The sequence below is a fragment of the Chryseobacterium balustinum genome (genome assembly GCF_900168205.1).
GTDB classification, from domain to species: domain Bacteria; phylum Bacteroidota; class Bacteroidia; order Flavobacteriales; family Weeksellaceae; genus Chryseobacterium; species Chryseobacterium balustinum.
Genome location: NZ_FUZE01000021.1, coordinates 65,513 through 82,685, shown reverse-complemented (window position 1 = coordinate 82,685; position 17,173 = coordinate 65,513). Strand labels below are relative to the sequence as shown.

Sequence of the window (17,173 nt, the reverse complement as noted above, 5' to 3'; positions counted from 1 at the left end):
GACACCACAGTAACAAGCTGGATAGGATTTAATTATTTAGCTTTTATCGTTATTGCTGTTAGGAAATTTAAAAAAAGAAAGTCGAGATGACTTCAATAATAGTAACCTCATGTAACAACAAAAATCAAGAAAAAATGAATCAAGAAAATACAACAGGTCTTTTCCCGAAAGGAGATCAATTACCAAACGAATGGTTTACCGGAAATGCTTTTTTATCGCCTTTGGTAGCCAAAGATAAAAACAATGAATTTTCTGCAGGAGCAGTAACTTTTGAAGTTGGCGCAAGAACCAATTGGCATACCCATCCTAAAGGTCAGGTTCTGATTGTAACAAAAGGTTCTGGTTTTTATCAGGAAAAAGGAAAACCTGCACAAATCATCAAAAAAGGTGATGTTGTGAATATCCCTGAAAATGTTGAACATTGGCACGGTGCATCAGATAAAACGTCGATGACGCATATTGCCATTACCAACTTTAAAGAAGATGTACAGGTAACCTGGTTGAAGCCCGTTACAGATGAAGAATTTAATCAAGTCAATAACGAACAGTAAAAATGAACAGACTCATATTAATGTTTGTAGCAATATTGTCTTTAAGTCAATTTACAGCGCAAAGCAAACAAAAATCATTTGATAAAAACTCAAAGAAAATGAATACAACAGAACATTATACATTCAAACTCAGTGATAATGTAACCCGCAAAACAGTAACCTTCAAAAACCGATACGGAATTACCTTATCCGGAGATCTGTATCTACCTAAAAATGCAGGAAACGAAAAATTATCAGCATTGGTAATCAGCGGTCCATTTGGTGCGGTAAAACAGCAATCTTCAGGATTATACGCCAATGAAATGGCAAAAAAAGGTTTTGCCGTGATTGCTTTTGATCCGTCTTATACCGGTGAAAGTGGTGGCGAACCAAGAAATTTGGCATCACCTGAAATCAATACAGACGATTTTAGTGCAGCAGTTGATTTTATAGGTCTTCAAAAAAATGTAAACAGAAATAAAATAGGAATCATCGGTATTTGTGGCTTTGGGGGCTTTGCACTGAATGCAACTGCGGTAGATAAAAGAGTAAAAGCTGTTGCCACAACAAGTTTGTATGATATGACAAGAGTAATGTCAAAAGGATATAACGATTCTGTAACACCAGAACAGCGTACCCAGACTTTGGAAGATCTGAGCCAACAGCGTTGGAAAGATGTCGAAAACGGAAACCCAGCCAAAGGTTCGAGAAATTTACCCGAAACGTTGAAAGGTGACGAGCCGCAATTTGTAAAAGAATATTTTGATTATTACAGAACGCCTCGTGGTTTTCATGCCAATTCGCTGAATTCTAATGGAGCTTGGTTGATGACCAATCCGCTTTCGTTTATGAATATGCCGATCTTAACGTACTTGAAAGAGATTTCTCCAAGACCTATGCTTTTGATTGCGGGTGAAAATGCCCATTCACGATATTTCAGTGAAGATATTTACAAATCTGCAGCTGAGCCGAAAGAAATAATTATTATTCCAAACGCTGTTCATGTTGATTTGTATGATAAAGTAGATGTTATTCCTTTTGATAAGCTGGAAAATTTCTTTACAACAAATCTGAAATAACTATTTTTCTAAAAAATTCTAAAAAGGTTTATTTGCAATTGATATGCAGATAAACCTTTTTTTTATAACCTGTTTGAAGTTTCATTAACGCTGCTTTCTTTATAACTCGATTTTTCAAGCCTGCCAAAATTGTATTTTACAGCAACCGAAATTGTAGGCGTGTTTCCGTAAAAATTACCAGTAGAAATAATTTTATCATACGTCATGTTTTGAATATAATTCATCTGCTTAAAAATATCATTATATCTGAACGTAAAATCAAAATCTGATACAGATTTGGTGATTCCGAAATTAACGGCACAAACTGCATTGTTTTCGTATAAACCTTCTGTACGTTTGCTGATGTAAGAACCGTCCATTAATAAAGAAAAGCTTTTAGTAATTTTTAAAGTATTATTGGTATAAATATAAAGGTATGGAGTCGGTTTTTTAATTAAAGCTAAGCTGTCTTCTGTTTTACCATAATTAACCGACATACTGTTTTGTGACGACCATATTTTCCATTCAAAAGGAACATCTACACCGAGACTTGCGCCAATTTCTTTGTCGAAGTTGATGAGCGTAAATCTTGAAATATTTTTTTCATCATCATACACCAAAGTATAACCCATCGGATTTTTGCTTGTGTAAACCGATGCGTTAACAGACCATTTTTTTAAACTTGTATTAAAAGACAACGTATTCGTGTAAGTAGGTATTAAATTGGGGTTTCCTACATATTCTATGTATGGACTTCCGTATAATCCTCCGGAAGACAGATTGCCGTAACCAGGTCTAGAGATTGTTTTTCTGAAATTTAAAGTATAAACATAATCTTTATTTTGCTGAAAAGAAATTTCTGCATTGGGAAACCAGTCAACAGCATTTCGGGATAGAGTAGTGTCTTTCAAAATATTGTCAAAACCTTTGGCTGAAGTGGTCTCCATCCGAATTCCTGCTTTAAAGTTCCATTTATTTTTTTCAGTACTTAGATTGACATATGACCCGGTATTACTTTCTTTGAAGAAATAATTAAAAAATTCGGGAGCTTTTACAGTAGCAAAATCGGTGATGTTATCAGTAGTCGTTTCAGCTTTTGTGAAACTTGTTCCAAGTTCTAATTTGTAATTTTCATTGAGTTTTTTTTCAAAATCTATTCTTCCGGAATAAACATCACCTGCATATAATTGTCTTCGGAACTGGCTGAATTCATAACCGGAATCATCAATATTATTTAGAAACTCATAATCTACATTGCGGCTTTCTCTGGTGTATTGAAATCCTGTAAAAATATTGGCGTCCCAATCTGCTAATTTCTTATTATAATTAAAAATAGAATTGATGGATGCTCTTTTATTATCCTGATGATTTAAGGTCAATATATTTGAAGAAACTCCGTTTTCTGAATATTTTGTATTGGTATTGTTATCTCCTTTATCCGGGCGAAAATTACTGTTAAAAGTCAAAGTAAGATAATCTCCGTCATCATTTAATTCCTGATACAAACTTGCTCCGAAAATAGTTTGCGGACGATTGGTAATAGAAACGATGGTGTAATCTGAGGAAATATTTTTGCTTGGAACGGCATAATTATAACCGTTACTTTCCCAATGTTGAACAGCATTGAATGCTGCATTGATTTTCCATTCTGTTTTATTTTTTTTCTGCTGAAAATTAGCATTAAAATAATTGCTGAATCTTTTTTGAAAGGTTGCCGTTTCGGATAAAGCTAACTTAGAACCATCTCTTTTGCTCTTTTTTAAATTGATTTTGATGACCGCTTTACCTTCAGATTCATACTTTACAGATGGGTTTCTGATGATTTCAACAGATTTTATATCTTCCACCGAAATTCCAGACAACGTAGAAAAATCTACCCGTTGATTATCAACATACAATAAAGGACTTCCTTTACCCACTACAGAAACACCTTCACCATTGGCGTCGAGCGTTACAAAAGGTAATTTTGTTAGCAATTCTGAAGATGTAGCAACTTTATTTAAAGGCGAATCTGTAATATCTAAGGTGATATTTCCGTTTTCTACACTGAATTTTTTCTTCTCACGAGTAATGGTTATCGCTTCAATATCTTTTATTTTCGGTTGATAAATTATATTAAAATTTTCATTGCGATTCAGTAAGAATGGTTTTTCTTTTTGCTCTGTTTCGCCGGAAGAAATCTGAAGATAATAGGTATTTGATTTCAGATCATTAAACTCAAACTTCGATTCTCTTGTAACAGTGGTTTTAATAAGTTGATTTTCGTTGTCATATAAATAAATCTCAATTGGAGTATTCAAATTAGTGTTATTACTATTTGAGAGAGTTCCGGTAACATTAAATTTTTGTTGCGCAGAAAAAAACACAAAATTGAAAATGAATAATAAGAAGATTTGGTATTTAGTCATTCGAGTGTGGGTTATATTCTTATTAACAATCATAATGATCAAAGTATTACATCGGCGAATATAAATAACAAATATTTTTAGAAATATAAAGCATTTTTTAAATTATAAAAGGTTTTCAATGGCTCGATTTTAGATAATAATCAAATATTATTGTAGAATTCGCACGTATAATCACAAAATAATTCAGCCATGCAAAGGTTTAAAAATATAATTTTGAAAATTCTGAAATGGATAGGAATTTCTATTGCTTCCATTCTTTTTCTCATGTTTATCATTCCGATTTTATTTCCGGGAAAAGTTTCTGAGCAGGTAAAACTGTTTGCTAATGAGAATCTTGCAGGAGAACTCGACTACAAAAAAACACATCTTACTTTTTTCAGACATTTTCCGTCATTGACGGTTTCAGTCGACGATTTTTTATTGAAAGGCTCTAAACCTTTTCAAAATGATACTTTGCTTGCGGCAAAAGAAGTGGCAGTCGGGATTAATCTTAAAAATTTAATTTTTGACGGTGAAGTTAAAATTGATGAAATCTACGTTACAGACGCTTATGCAAATGTTTTCATCAATACAAAAGGAGAAGCCAATTATAATGTTTACGTTTCAAAACCTTCAGACAAGCCAAAAGATACAACGAGTACTGGAGCTTCCATAAAGCTTGATTTAATTAAATTAAGAAACTGGAACATCAAATATAACGATCATGCTGCAAGAGTTTTAGTTGATGCAAAAGGTTTAAATTATACCGGAAAAGGAGGATTGAGTGAAGATATTTTTGATCTTGAAACGGATCTGGATATTGATAAATTAGACTTTAGTTTAAACAGGATTTATTACGCTAAACAAAAAACATTACATGCAGATTTAATTACCAGAATCAATACCAATGCGTTGACTTTTGTGCTGAGAAAAAATGAGTTGAGAATTAATGACTTGCCTTTAAAATTTACGGGTTTTGTAAGTATTTTAAAAGACGGTTATAATCTTGACATCAATGCAGCGTCCGAAAAAACAACGATTCGTGATATGATTTCTGTGCTTCCGCCTCAATATTTAGACTGGGCAAAAGATACCAAAATAGAAGGAGATAGTGACTTCTTTTTTAGTTTAAAAGGAAGATTCAGTGAACCGCAAAATCAAAAACCAAGATTAAAAGCAAGATTAATGGTGAAAGATGGTTTTGTTTCCAATGGAAAAGCTCCGGTTCCGATGAATAATTTTAATATGGATCTCAATGTAGACTTGCCTGATTTAAATACAGAACAATTGGGACTGGATTTAAAAAATCTAAGTTTCGATCTCGGTCCGAACAATAATTTTAAAGCGGTTGTAAAAACAAAAGGTTTAGACGAAATGCAAATCAATGCGAATGTAAAAGGTGCGGTGAATTTACAGACTTTGACTCAGGCTTTAGGTTTAAAAGATATCGATGCGAGAGGTTTGTTGGATACAAATATTAAAGCCAACGGAATTTTTAGTTTAGATAAAAAATTATTCCCAAAAACGAACGGTTATCTTAATCTTAAAAACGGTTGGCTGAAAACAAGATATTATCCAAATCCGATTCAGAATATCAATATTGTTGCAAATATTATCAATACCGACGGAACTTTTAAAAGTTTAGGGGTGAAGCTCGATCCTTTTAAATTTGATTTTGAAGGAAATCCGGTATTCGTAAATGCTGATTTGCAGAATTTTGAAGATGTTCTGTATAAAGTGCGTGCAAAAGGAACTTTGAATGTAGGACGAATTTATAAAGTTTTTGCCAAAAAAGGTTTAGATGTAAGCGGATTAATCATGGCAGATCTCTCTCTGAACGGACGACAAAGTTACGCAACAACCGGTCAGTACAGCAGATTAGACAATCGCGGAAATTTAATCTTAAAAAATATAAAAGCCACGACAGAATATCTTCCGAAATCATTTTACATTAAAGAAGGAAACTTCGAATTTGAGAATGAAAAAATGTGGTTCAGAAAGTTTTTCGCCAATTATGGAAAATCTGATTTTGCTTTAAATGGCTATCTTTTAAATACAATCAATTATTTTATTGAAAGAAAAGGTACGCTTCACGGGAAGTTTAAATTAAAATCACGATACATTCTCATTGATGAATTTATGGCGCTGAAAGACGGTGATAATTCAAAAAAATCAATAGAAGTTGATTATGCAAAAGTGGAGAATCCAAAGAGCAGCGGCGTTGTTATTATTCCAAAAAACCTGGATGTTTCGTTGGAAGCAGATGTCAAAAATGTTGAGTTTAAAGGGTTAAACCTTAATAATCTTTTCGGTTTAGCTTCCGTCAATAAAGGTGAAGTTTTTCTTAAAAACACTTCATTTGACGTGGTAGGAAGCAGAATGAAAATTGATGCCCGTTATCAGGATGAATCTCCGTTGACGGCTAATTATGATGTTGCGCTGAACGTTTTGGATTTTGATGTTCAACGAGCGTATAATGAAATTGATATGGTTCGTGAAATGGCAACTGCAGCCAAAAATGTAAAAGGAATTGTTTCTCTGGATTATAAATTAAAAGGAGATTTTGATAAAAATATGACCCCGATTTATCCGTCTTTAGAAGGTGGAGGAGTGGTGAATCTTCGTGATGTAGAAGTAAAAAACCTTAAAATGCTTTCCGCAGTTGGTGATAATATTGGAGCAAAAGCATTCAATAATCCCGATATGAAAGGAGTAAATATTGAAACGCACATCAAAAATAATCTGATTCACGTTGATAAATTTACTTTTAAAGTTTCGATTTTAAGACCTACAATCAGCGGAACAACCAGTTTTAACGGATTGCTTGATTTAAGAGTTCGCGTCGGAATTCTTCCGGGAGGATTGATTGGTTTCCCGATTGTTGTTACCGGAACTCACGAAAAACCTCAGGTAAAAATATTCAGTAAAAAAGGGCAGGGAATTGTTGATGCTTTATATAATGAAAAATCAAACAAAGTAATTCGTGAAGAAAGACGTGCTGAGAAAAAGACAAAAAGGCAGCAGCGAAAAGAAAAAGCGGCACAAGAACAAAAAGCTAAAAATGCTGAAAAACAAATTAATAAAGATTTAAAGGAAAAATAAAAATAATCGTTTATTTCAACGAAAAGAGGAATTTCTACAATTAGGAATTCCTCTTTTGTTTTTAAGTTTTCAAATTTGATTTTATTAATGTCATTCCGACAAAGGAGGAGTCTTTATTGATAAGATTATTCATTCTATTCTTTTGCATTCAGAATGACAGTCGCGTAGTCAAATCAGTCGTCTATTCCTTTTCCGTCGAGAATATTTTGATAATATTTTTCAATTCTAGTTTCGCGCGTTTTGGATTGTTTAGCCTGATTAAAATAAAATAAATATCCTTTTTGTCTTCCCGGACTTAAAGCATAAAATGATTCGTTTAAAGCTTTATCGTCATCCAAAGCTCTTTGGAATTCTTCAGGAACAGGATATTCAGAGGCTTTTTTCAATTCTACTTTTTGTCCTGATTGTTCTATTTTTACAGCTTCCTGAATGTATTTTTTGATAATCGCTCGTTGTTTTTCTACTTCCTCAATATTTTTGAATCTGATTTGTCTTGCCGATTGTACATTTTCAGTCTGTTGAATTAAAATATTTTGAGGATCTTTCATCAATACACCTTTATGAAAAAGCAGTGCAAAATATTCTTTAAAACCATGAATGAGCACCACGTTTTTTCCGTTTAATGTGTAGCAAGGATGCATCCATTTATAATCTTCTTCCAGAGAATCATTTTCGGTGATGATTTCTCGTAGCAAATAAAATTCTTCTTTCCATTTTTTTGCTTTTTCGAAAAATTGTTCAGCTTGTAGATTCATTTTAAATGTTTTTGGTGATTATTTTTCTGTCTGAAGATCTGAAATACCACGATAAAATCGTTACAATCAATAAGATCAAAGCAGGAACTGCTTCTGTAAAAGATTGTCCTACTGCAAAATGAGAGATTGCTGCACCCGACATTGCAAAGAAAAAACCAGCATACGCCCATTCTTTCAGTAAAGGAAATTTGGGAATAAGAATCGCAATTACGCCTAAAATTTTCCAGACTCCTAAAATTGACAAAACATATAACGGATAATGTAATTTGGTGATTATCTCGTTGTAACCGCCTATCTGAAGCATCTGTTGTATTCCTCCTGCCAACATTCCGATAGAAAGAAAAATTGTGACAATCCAGTAAATGATTTTGTTTCTTTTTTCCATTTTTCTGGCTATTTTAATTGGTGAAAATATTTTGAAGTCTATCGTGCGCCATGCTCAAACCTTTTGCGAAAGGCATTTTTAAAAGCTGATTTCTGTATTCTACCGATTTGAATATCTGCTGAATTGTCAGTTTGCTTTTTTCATTTCTAATTTCTTCGAAAGTGAGAAACTCTAGCTGTACCGGAAACGGACTGTTTTCCATTTCGAAAGTTCGGGTGATCTTTTCATTCTGAATAAATTCAAGAATCACTCCGTTTGCAGAAAATACAACCTGTCCGTGATGAGAAGTTTCAAATTTCCAGCTTCCGTGTTTGTGGTTTTCCAGCTTTATGACCTTTGTATTCATCCATTGTTCAACAATTTCAGCATCTTCATAGGCTTTAAAAAGTAACTCTAAAGGCAGGTCAAATTCTCGGGTAATGAAAAGTTCCTGTGTGTTTTCTTCTGCTTTAATTTTTGTTTTAAGTTCCATATTAGTCTTTGTTTTTGTGGTTTTTCATGATAGATTCCAGCGTGTTGAAACGCTCGTCCCACATTTTGCGGAACGGTTCAATAAAGTCAGCTATTTCTTTCATTTTTTTTGGATTAAGATGATAGATTATTTCTCTTCCGTTTTGCTCAGAAGTCAAAAGTTCGCATTCCGTTAAGATTTGAATATGCTTTGAAACCGTTGGTCTTGCGGTATTAAAATTTGAAGCAATTGCTCCGGCTGTCATCGATTGTGCAGCAACCAACGCCAGAATTGATCTTCTTGTAGGATCGGCAATTGCCTGAAAAACATCGCGTCTTAAATTCATTATGAAGTTATTTGGCTACAAATTTAAATGTAGTTATTTAACTACGCAAGTTTTTATTGAAGAAATTTAATAATTAGATAAATATAAGAAGCATTATATTTAATTATAAGGTATTTAAAACTAGATATTTACGTGTTTTGATTGATGTAATACAATATATTCCCAAGCATTTATGTTCAGTATCATGTTATCTAAAACTTTTTGCTCTTTTCCGGTAAATAAATTGGTATAAATACCCTGATCAAATGAAGTATCGCACTGTACAATGACTGGTTGTTTACTTAGATTAATGATGGTTAAAGCCTTGTCTCCATCTTTTTCTCTTACAAAAGAGATGATCTGATCCATACGGTCATTCATAATTCTAACCATTTCACCTCCATGACTGCCGTTCCAGAGTGCTTTGTTTTTGTGTTTCAGTTCAAAAAGTACAGTGTATAGTGCTTCATTTTCATGGAACTTCCAATCAATAGGATCTTTTTCAAAAAATTCTAAAGATCGGTCGAGGCCGGCTTCCTGTCCGCTGTATATCAATGGAATTCCATCCATCATTACCGTAAAAACAATTACGGCTTTCAGGGCTTCACCAAAATTACTGTATTGATTTCCTTCCCATGAATTTTTGTCATGATTGTCGACAAAGTTCATTCGGATACCTTCTTTTGGAAAAAACGAAACATGTTCAGCCAAATATCCTTCAGTAAGTAATTTTATACTGATACCCTGCATGGCAATTTGATGTAGAATATTCCATAAATTCCAATTGTAGGTGGCGTCAAAAGCCTTACGATGAAGGTCTTTGTCTTCAGCTTCGGCCAACATGAAGACAGGTTTTATGTTTTCTAATTCGGTTCTCGCATTTTCCCAAAAATCAATCGGGACAAAGCTTGCTATATCACAACGGTATCCATCAATATTATATTCTTTTACCCAAAATTTAAGGGCATCTGTCATATATTTTCGCAGTTCAGAATTTTTGTAATCCAATTCGATAATGTCATCATAATCTCTCCATCGTGTCGACTGAAAAGTACCTTTCCGGGATTTCATGTACCATTCAGGATGTTCTTCTACCATCTTATTATCCCAACTGGTATGATTGGCAACCCAGTCAAGAATTACATACATTCCTTCTTTATGAATAGCACTGATAAGGCTTCTGAAATCTTCTTCTGTACCAAACTCAGCATTGATGGCGAAATAATCTTTTACAGAATAATAACTCCCTAAATTTCCTTTACGATGAACTTCTCCAATAGGATGTATCGGCATTAACCAAATAATATCAATACCCATTTTTTTTAAACGGGGAAGCTGTTTTATTACTTCTCTGAATGAACCTTCATCTGAAAACTGTCGGATATTCAGTTCGTAAAGCGTAGCGTTTTTTACCCAATCCGGAGTAGTGAGCTGTACATATTTTTTCGGTTGATATGGGTTTTCAGCTTGCTGTTTCATAAGTATTTTTAAAATTGGAAAGATTGTAGAGTAATAATCAATATTGATAAGGAAGAAATGTGCCATTATAATAACTGTCTACAATATCAATTGGTTGTAATTAATTTATAACCTTAAAAAAAACATATTAATCAAAGAATAATGTTTTGAATACTACATTAAGGTTTAATTTTTGTAAGAAGTAGAGCAGCAGCATGGCTGTCTTAATTTAAAATAAAATTTATGATTCCTAAAAAAATACACTATTGTTGGTTTGGAGGCCACCCAAAACATGAATTAGCTGAACACTGTATTGCTTCATGGAAAAAGATTCATCCAGACTTTGAAATTATAGAATGGAACGAAACGAATGCACCTCTTGAGGATAATGAATATGTGAAAGAAGCATTTGCTCAAAAAAAATGGGCTTTTGTATCAGATTATGTTCGTTCTAAAGTAATGTACGAGCATGGTGGAATTTATATGGATACCGATATGGAACTGAAACTACCTTTGAATGAATTTCTTAACGAAAAAGCGGTTTGTGGTTTTGAAGTAAAAGGTGTTCCTTATTCTGCTTTCTGGATGGCAGAGCCAAAACATCAGCTTTCAAAAGATTTTGTAGCGTACTATGATCAGCAGGAACATTTTGTAGAACGTATCAATACAGATATATTTTCCGAAATGCTTGAAAAAGAATATGGTGCAGACCGTTATAGCGATACCATTCAAAAACTTAGACACGGAGTAACTCTTTATCCGTCGATTTATTTTTCTCAGGATTTGCCCAAGAATTATGTCAGTCATCATTTTAATGGTTCATGGTTCGGTGGCGATGAAGAGAATACACATAAAAAAATGGTTAATGTGTATGGGCTTTTAGAACAACTTATCAACTCACCAGATGCCGCAAAATCGGTAAATGCAGTCATTAACGAGCATAAAATCATCGATGTAAATAAACTGTTAGATTTGATTCCAAAAGATAAAATAAAGGAATATTTAAAGCAATAAATATTTATTTTAAAATTATCATCAAAAAAACTAATCAAGTAAGTTGAAATTGATTTAATCGTTTTTTCTAAAACCAGCTGTCTTTACTTTCACAGCTGTTATTTTAACTTATGTTTAACTTCTTAAAAGTGTTTATTTTGGTGGGATATATCAGGAATAACCGTACATTTATCACCTATAAATTTAAATGTAAGATGGGGATATTTGATATGTTTACGGCAGAGATTGCTATGGATTTAGGAACGGCTAATACCCTAATTATATACCAGGATAAAATTGTTATTGATCAACCTTCTATTGTTGCTATAGACCGTTTGACCGGAAAAGCAATCGCTGTAGGGCAAGAAGCAAAGCTCATGCAGGGTAAAACCCATGAAGATATAAGAGTGATCAGGCCATTGAAAGATGGTGTTATTGCAGATTTTCATGCTTCTGAGCATCTGATCAAAGAATTTATTAAACAGATTACTCAAATCAAGGGTCGATTTTTTCAACCGGCACTTAGAATCGTTATATGTATCCCTTCGGGAATAACTGAAGTGGAAAGAAGAGCTGTTAGGGATTCTGCGCAGAAAGTAAATGCTAAAGAAATTATAATGGTTTACGAACCAATGGCTGCAGCAATAGGGGCAGGTATTGATGTTGAAAGCCCGGAAGGAAATATGATTGTTGATATAGGTGGTGGAACGACAGAAATAGCCGTTATAGCATTGGGTGGAATTGTCTGCGACAAGTCTTTAAAATTAGCCGGAGACGTTTTTAACAATGATATTTCTTATTTCATCAGAACAAAGCATAATTTAGATATTGGTGAAAGAACTGCTGAAAAAATAAAAATAGAGATTGGTTCTGCATTGGAAGAATTAGATTTTCCTTTAGACGATATTTCAGTACAGGGGAAAGACCTTCTTACGGGTAAACCAAAAGAGATTATAGTAAATTATAAGGAGATTTTTAAAGCTCTAGACAAATCTCTTATACGAATTGAAGATGCTATATTGGAAACACTTTCCATTACGCCACCAGAACTTGCAACAGATATTTATAAAACAGGAATTTTCCTTGCAGGAGGCGGTGCTTTGCTTAACGGATTAGCAGACAGAATTCATAGAAAGACAGGATTGCCTGTTTTTGTAGCTGAAGATCCATTAAGAGCAGTCGTTCGAGGAACTGGCATTGCTCTTAAAAACATTGATCGATTCAGATTTCTTATGAGATAGGGGTGAGTGGAAAAAAGTAAATCAAAATAGTAATCTTAGTTTGGGATTTTCTGAAAAAAAGATTTTATCGAAAATATAAAAGCTGTAATATTTAAATTACAGCTTTTATTATTCGGGCTCTGTAGAAACGAAAATTTGCCTAGAATTCAAATACAAAGTACCCTTGTTATAGGCTTGATTTAACCAAAATCCTATAACTATATAATATTCTGTGTTTTTAAGATGATGATTTATTTTTTTTAATATTTTATTGCTTTATCCAATTCGATAGGATTGTTATAAATTCTTATTTGGTTTTGAATAGCCTTTTCTAGATTTCTGTAATCATTCTGAGTGTATTCATCACCTTTATCTGTAAACATCACTGCTTTTCCCGCCTTATATTCGGGTATTGGATTATTATAATAGTTGAGCTGAATCTTTTGCCAATCCTTTTCGCTTATATCAATTTTTCTATCTCCAAATAGTTTTTCTATGAAATTATTAGAATTTAATTCTACTTTATAGTTTTTATTTTGAATTAAATTAAAACGATAGTTGTTTTCGCTATCATTCACTTCAAGAATTAGTCCGGGAAGTCCATAAAAAACATAAGGTCCATAAGGTAAAGGGATATCTTTAGAGAACCAAGCAATCCAATTTCTACCTCCAAAATTAGTAGTTGCTTTTGTTGTATCCCAAACACCTATTTTTTTATGTTCATTAGAGATATTCCATTTCATTTCTCTTTTTGCAGGATATTTGTAATAATGCATTGAAAGATTTTGAATAAAATCAAATTTGTGATTATCTTTTTTGTATAGTACCACTTGATCAAATTGAGGCTCTGCAAAAACCTGATTGTCTTTGTTTATATTATTAAGGGAATCGGTTACAATGTACTCATTACTTAAAAAGATGTTATAATCTTTGTTTATTTCCAATACTAAAATATCCTTTGCAGGATAGGCGCCCGCTGAGTCACGTTTAAAATTAGCTTCGTAATAAAATCTTTTACTCTGTGCCGAAACAAAAGCTGAAATGATAAGGAGGGGCAATATAATTTTACTTCTTTTCGATAAATTCAAGTGACTCATATGGTTCTAAAATTTTGATGATTTCATCTTCTGAATTTAGGGAGAATTTTTTTATTTCTTCAACCATATTTTTACGATATTCTTTTATTGTTTTTTGACGGTATTCATTGAAGCTTATTTTTTTATAAGTGTATTTTTCATCAAGGTTTTTATTTAAGATATTACCTGAAAACTCAGATAAAAGAAATGTATATTCTTTTTTTTCATCTTGAGCTTTTACAATTAAACCGTCAATTCCTACAAACCGCCAAGGATTTGCTTTTGCTTTTATAGAAGGGTCATAGTATACAGTCCAAAGCCTGTCATTAATTATTGCTTCAGCTTTTTGCGTAGTATACTTACCTATTTTTTCAAGATCACTTATCATTTTCCAATCGGGATCGATTTGGGCTTCTTCTATAAAGTTTTTGTTATTACAGTCATCTTCAAATAATAAAGAATGTGAATTTTTTTTAACGTAATCGTAAAAATATTGTTGATCATTTGTGCAAGATTTTTTATCATCAATGATTAATACAGGTTCTTGTGGAGTGCCTTTGCTTTTACTGTTTGATTTTTCAAATGTGCTCAATGTAAAATTTGATTGAGCGTTACCTACATATAAAATACCTTTTGCTTCACTTTCGTACCCGTTCAATGTTCTATTTATAATGTAGCTACTATAAAAATCTTTGTTTTGACAATTTACAAAGCCAATAAAAAAAAGAAGTAATATTAAAAATACTTTTTTCATTATATTCAAATTTAAAAAGCTGCCTGAAGCTTCTTATCATTTAAGTTAGAAAACTTCAGACAGTGTTTATTAATTAGCCTATTACAATAACTTTAGGGCATGCTACTTTATACAGTCCTAAATATTTACCGTTTTTATCATAAGCTTTTACGTAGCATTCAGTTGCAATTTTAATTGTTTTACCTGTGTTTTTCATGGCAACTGTTTCTTTTGCACTTAGACTTCCTGTCATTCCTGCTACAGTGAATGCAGCTACAACTAATAGTTTTTTCATAATAATTTTTGTCTTCTCAAGTGAATTTTGGTTTTTGTAAAAAAGCAACCAAACGAGAGAAGCTCATTTTTTTTAATTTGGTTGCTTTTGTAATGAAAGTTTTTATGGTTATAGTTTTACTTTTTTATTCTCCATTGTGTTCCGTTTTTTGGAGGAGGATCTCCTAGGCTATTAATGATTTTTCCTTTAGTACTGTCGTTTCTTTTTTCGTAGACAGATTGTAATCCTATATTACTTGCGACTTCACTGGTTTCTAGATCATCATCTTGAACCCTACAGGATATTGATGATGTTAATATGGTTAAAACTAAAAATATTGAGATAAGCGTTTTCATTTTTCTACATTGTTTTGAAAGGTTATCCCGGCCGGTTTTATCTTTGAATTCAGATTTCGAATTTAGACTGCTTTGCCCGCTTGCGAAAACGTTTGTAGTACTTATTGTAGAATCAGCACGTGCTAATTAATGAATTGGCTCAATAGTAAGTTTGTGACTGTCAGTAGTTTAAATGTATTTTTTTATGATTCGAATTTTATGATGTTAAAGTGGACTTTTCTTATTGTTTTAATTAGATTTTAGTTACTTTTATAGGATAAATATTTCATCTTTTAATCCGAATTTTTGAACAGATTTTATTTTATTCTGCTTTTATTTATTTTTAACATTTTCTATTCACAACAAGAATCGTATAGTGATTTCTATAAAATAAAGAAGAAATACGAAAATTATTCTGAAAATGATACTACTGCTTTCCGGTTTTTGAAAGGGTATATTTCGTTGGCTAAAAAAGAAAAAGATTACCCACATTTGGTGGAAGGATATAATGATGCAATATTTTATTCTTCTTCTGCAGATGCCAAGTTGAAATATGCCGACAGTACTATTTTTGCAGCAAAATTATCTGACAATAAAGATTTGATAAGTGATGCTTACCTCAGAAAAGGGGTGGTCTACTATTTTAATTATAAAAAGTATCAGCCTGCCTTGCAAGAATATTTAAAAGCATATGAGTACTCTAAAAACTCACAGGATGATTTCTTAAAAAATGCTATTCTTTATCATATGGGGGTGGTGAAAAGTTATTTAGGATATAACCAGGAAGCCTTAATCCATTTTAAAAAAACACAATCCCACTTTCAATTAAAATCTACAGAAAAAGTTCATCCCAATATTGTATTCAATAATAAAAGAGGTTATTATAATAGTCTTCATCAAATGGCTGTCTCTTATAGGAAATTAAGTAACTATAAAGCAGTAGACTCTCTTCTTAATATAGGATTTCAACAGACTAAAAACAATAAAGATTACCAACAGGAGTACGGTTATTTTCTAAAAGAAAAGGGTATTAATGAATATCGTAAAAAAAAATATAGAGCTTCATTAGCCTTACTTCACGAATCAATAAAACCAATTACTAAAATTAATGATTTTGCCTGGGCAACGGTAGTTTATTTTTATATAGGTAAATCATATTTAGACCTTAAGGATTACCCAAATGCGATTTTACATTTTAATAAGGTAGACTCCATTTTTCAAAAACATAATTTTATACTTCCGGAACTTCGCGAAAACTATGAGCTGTTGATTAATTACTATAAAAAAGATAATGAGCTCAAAAAAGAACTGTATTATACCAAACAGCTATTGAAGGCTGATAGCGTAATATCAAAAGATTTTTCTTACCTAGCATCAACAATTCATAAAAAATATGATACAGAAGCTTTAACTGAAGAAAAAGAAAGGCTAGAAAGAGCAACCTCTTGGGGTGTTTGGATTATTGTGGGTTTAATTATTCTACTAATAGCACTTACATTTGCCTTAATGATAAAATATAGAAATGAGAAAAAAATTAAAGCAAGTTATATAATTTTGGAAGAAAATATTCTGAATAAATCTTCTATGCAGATTACTCCGGAAAAAATTAAAGTAAAACTAAGTGGAGGAGAAAAATCAGGATTAAGTGACGCAATAATTAACGATTTACTTTTAAAATTGGATAATTTTGAGAAAAATTGCGAGTTTGTTGAAAATGGATTAACCCTCAATAAGTTAGCAATAAAATTTAATACAAATTCTAATTATCTCTCTCAGGTAATCAATGAGTATAAAGAAGTGAATTTTAATAGATATCTAAGTGAACTTCGTATAAATTATATTACCAATAAGTTGTATAATGATAAAGTGTATCTAAGCTACAAGATTGAAACATTGGCGGAAAAGTGCGGAATCGCTTCCAGAACGAATTTTTCAAATCTTTTTCAGGAAATAAATGGAATTCGTCCCATAGATTTCATAAAAAAACGTAATCAGGATTTAGAGAATAATCAGATTCTACAATCCTATTCTGCGTAATGAGAATTTTTTCACAAAAGAGCAAGGGATTGTGTAACCTTACTTCACCCTTTT

The 17,173-nt window shown here is 32.3% G+C and carries 16 protein-coding genes; 6 read left to right on the top strand and 10 right to left on the bottom strand.

The genetic code is table 11. The features are described 5' to 3' along the window. Positions 1-86: 86 nt before the first annotated feature. A complete protein-coding gene (locus tag B5X64_RS18220) occupies positions 87-551 on the top strand; it encodes a (R)-mandelonitrile lyase (protein ID WP_228418993.1) in 465 nt (154 codons plus the stop codon). 98 nt (positions 552-649) lie between these two features. Beyond that, the gene (locus B5X64_RS18215; RefSeq protein WP_228418991.1) at positions 650-1,609 is read left to right on the top strand and encodes an alpha/beta hydrolase; all 960 of its coding nucleotides are present in this window, start codon (positions 650-652) and stop codon (positions 1,607-1,609) included. A gap of 62 nt (positions 1,610-1,671) precedes the next feature. Here B5X64_RS18215 and B5X64_RS18210 read toward each other — a convergent pair whose 3' ends face one another. Next, a complete protein-coding gene (locus B5X64_RS18210) occupies positions 1,672-3,888 on the bottom strand; it encodes an outer membrane beta-barrel family protein (protein WP_164463418.1) in 2,217 nt (738 codons plus the stop codon). A 321-nt stretch (positions 3,889-4,209) separates the two neighbouring features. Here B5X64_RS18210 and B5X64_RS18205 point away from each other — a divergent pair, with 321 nt between their 5' ends. Further along, on the top strand, positions 4,210-7,077 hold the full coding sequence (locus B5X64_RS18205) for an AsmA-like C-terminal region-containing protein (protein ID WP_228418989.1): 2,868 nt from the start codon (positions 4,210-4,212) through the stop codon (positions 7,075-7,077). 173 nt (positions 7,078-7,250) lie between these two features. Here the strand turns inward: B5X64_RS18205 and B5X64_RS18200 are convergent, their stop codons facing one another. From B5X64_RS18200 to B5X64_RS18180, 5 genes are all read right to left on the bottom strand, one after another. Beyond that, positions 7,251-7,832 carry a YdeI/OmpD-associated family protein gene (locus tag B5X64_RS18200; RefSeq protein ID WP_079466597.1) on the bottom strand — a complete coding sequence of 194 codons (582 nt, stop codon included), beginning with the start codon at positions 7,830-7,832 and terminating at the stop codon, positions 7,251-7,253. 1 nt (position 7,833) lies between these two features. Beyond that, positions 7,834-8,217 carry a DoxX family protein gene (locus tag B5X64_RS18195; RefSeq protein ID WP_079466596.1) on the bottom strand — a complete coding sequence of 128 codons (384 nt, stop codon included), beginning with the start codon at positions 8,215-8,217 and terminating at the stop codon, positions 7,834-7,836. Positions 8,218-8,230: 13 nt separating this feature from the next. Continuing rightward, a complete protein-coding gene (locus B5X64_RS18190) occupies positions 8,231-8,689 on the bottom strand; it encodes an SRPBCC family protein (RefSeq protein ID WP_079466595.1) in 459 nt (152 codons plus the stop codon). 1 nt (position 8,690) lies between these two features. Further along, on the bottom strand, positions 8,691-9,014 hold the full coding sequence (locus B5X64_RS18185) for an ArsR/SmtB family transcription factor (protein WP_079466594.1): 324 nt from the start codon (positions 9,012-9,014) through the stop codon (positions 8,691-8,693). Between the two features lie 120 nt (positions 9,015-9,134). Further along, positions 9,135-10,472: an alpha-amylase family glycosyl hydrolase gene (locus B5X64_RS18180; protein ID WP_079466604.1), complete on the bottom strand. Its 1,338-nt coding sequence runs from the start codon at positions 10,470-10,472 to the stop codon at positions 9,135-9,137. A 222-nt stretch (positions 10,473-10,694) separates the two neighbouring features. Between B5X64_RS18180 and B5X64_RS18175 the strand changes: the two genes are divergently transcribed. Together B5X64_RS18175 and B5X64_RS18170 are read left to right on the top strand one after the other, a co-directional pair. Then, positions 10,695-11,465, top strand: coding sequence for a glycosyltransferase family 32 protein (locus B5X64_RS18175; RefSeq protein WP_079466593.1), 771 nt, complete (start codon positions 10,695-10,697; stop codon positions 11,463-11,465). Positions 11,466-11,659: 194 nt separating this feature from the next. Beyond that, complete coding sequence (locus tag B5X64_RS18170) at positions 11,660-12,685, top strand: rod shape-determining protein (RefSeq protein WP_079466592.1); 1,026 nt, start codon at positions 11,660-11,662, stop codon at positions 12,683-12,685. A gap of 239 nt (positions 12,686-12,924) precedes the next feature. Here the strand turns inward: B5X64_RS18170 and B5X64_RS18165 are convergent, their stop codons facing one another. From B5X64_RS18165 to B5X64_RS18150, 4 genes are all read right to left on the bottom strand, one after another. Then, entirely contained in the window at positions 12,925-13,722 is a 798-nt protein-coding gene (locus B5X64_RS18165) for a GLPGLI family protein (RefSeq protein WP_249414798.1), read from the bottom strand. Positions 13,723-13,729: 7 nt separating this feature from the next. Next, positions 13,730-14,494, bottom strand: a complete 765-nt coding sequence (locus B5X64_RS18160; RefSeq protein ID WP_079466590.1) for a GLPGLI family protein — start codon at positions 14,492-14,494, stop codon at positions 13,730-13,732. A gap of 73 nt (positions 14,495-14,567) precedes the next feature. Continuing rightward, positions 14,568-14,768 (bottom strand): hypothetical protein, encoded by a 201-nt coding sequence (locus B5X64_RS18155; protein WP_123920829.1) that lies wholly within the window; start codon positions 14,766-14,768, stop codon positions 14,568-14,570. A gap of 116 nt (positions 14,769-14,884) precedes the next feature. Next, a complete protein-coding gene (locus B5X64_RS18150; RefSeq protein ID WP_079466588.1) occupies positions 14,885-15,103 on the bottom strand; it encodes a hypothetical protein in 219 nt (72 codons plus the stop codon). Positions 15,104-15,388: 285 nt separating this feature from the next. Here B5X64_RS18150 and B5X64_RS18145 point away from each other — a divergent pair, with 285 nt between their 5' ends. Then, positions 15,389-17,119 (top strand): helix-turn-helix domain-containing protein, encoded by a 1,731-nt coding sequence (locus B5X64_RS18145; protein WP_079466587.1) that lies wholly within the window; start codon positions 15,389-15,391, stop codon positions 17,117-17,119. The last annotated feature ends 54 nt before the right edge of the window (positions 17,120-17,173 follow it).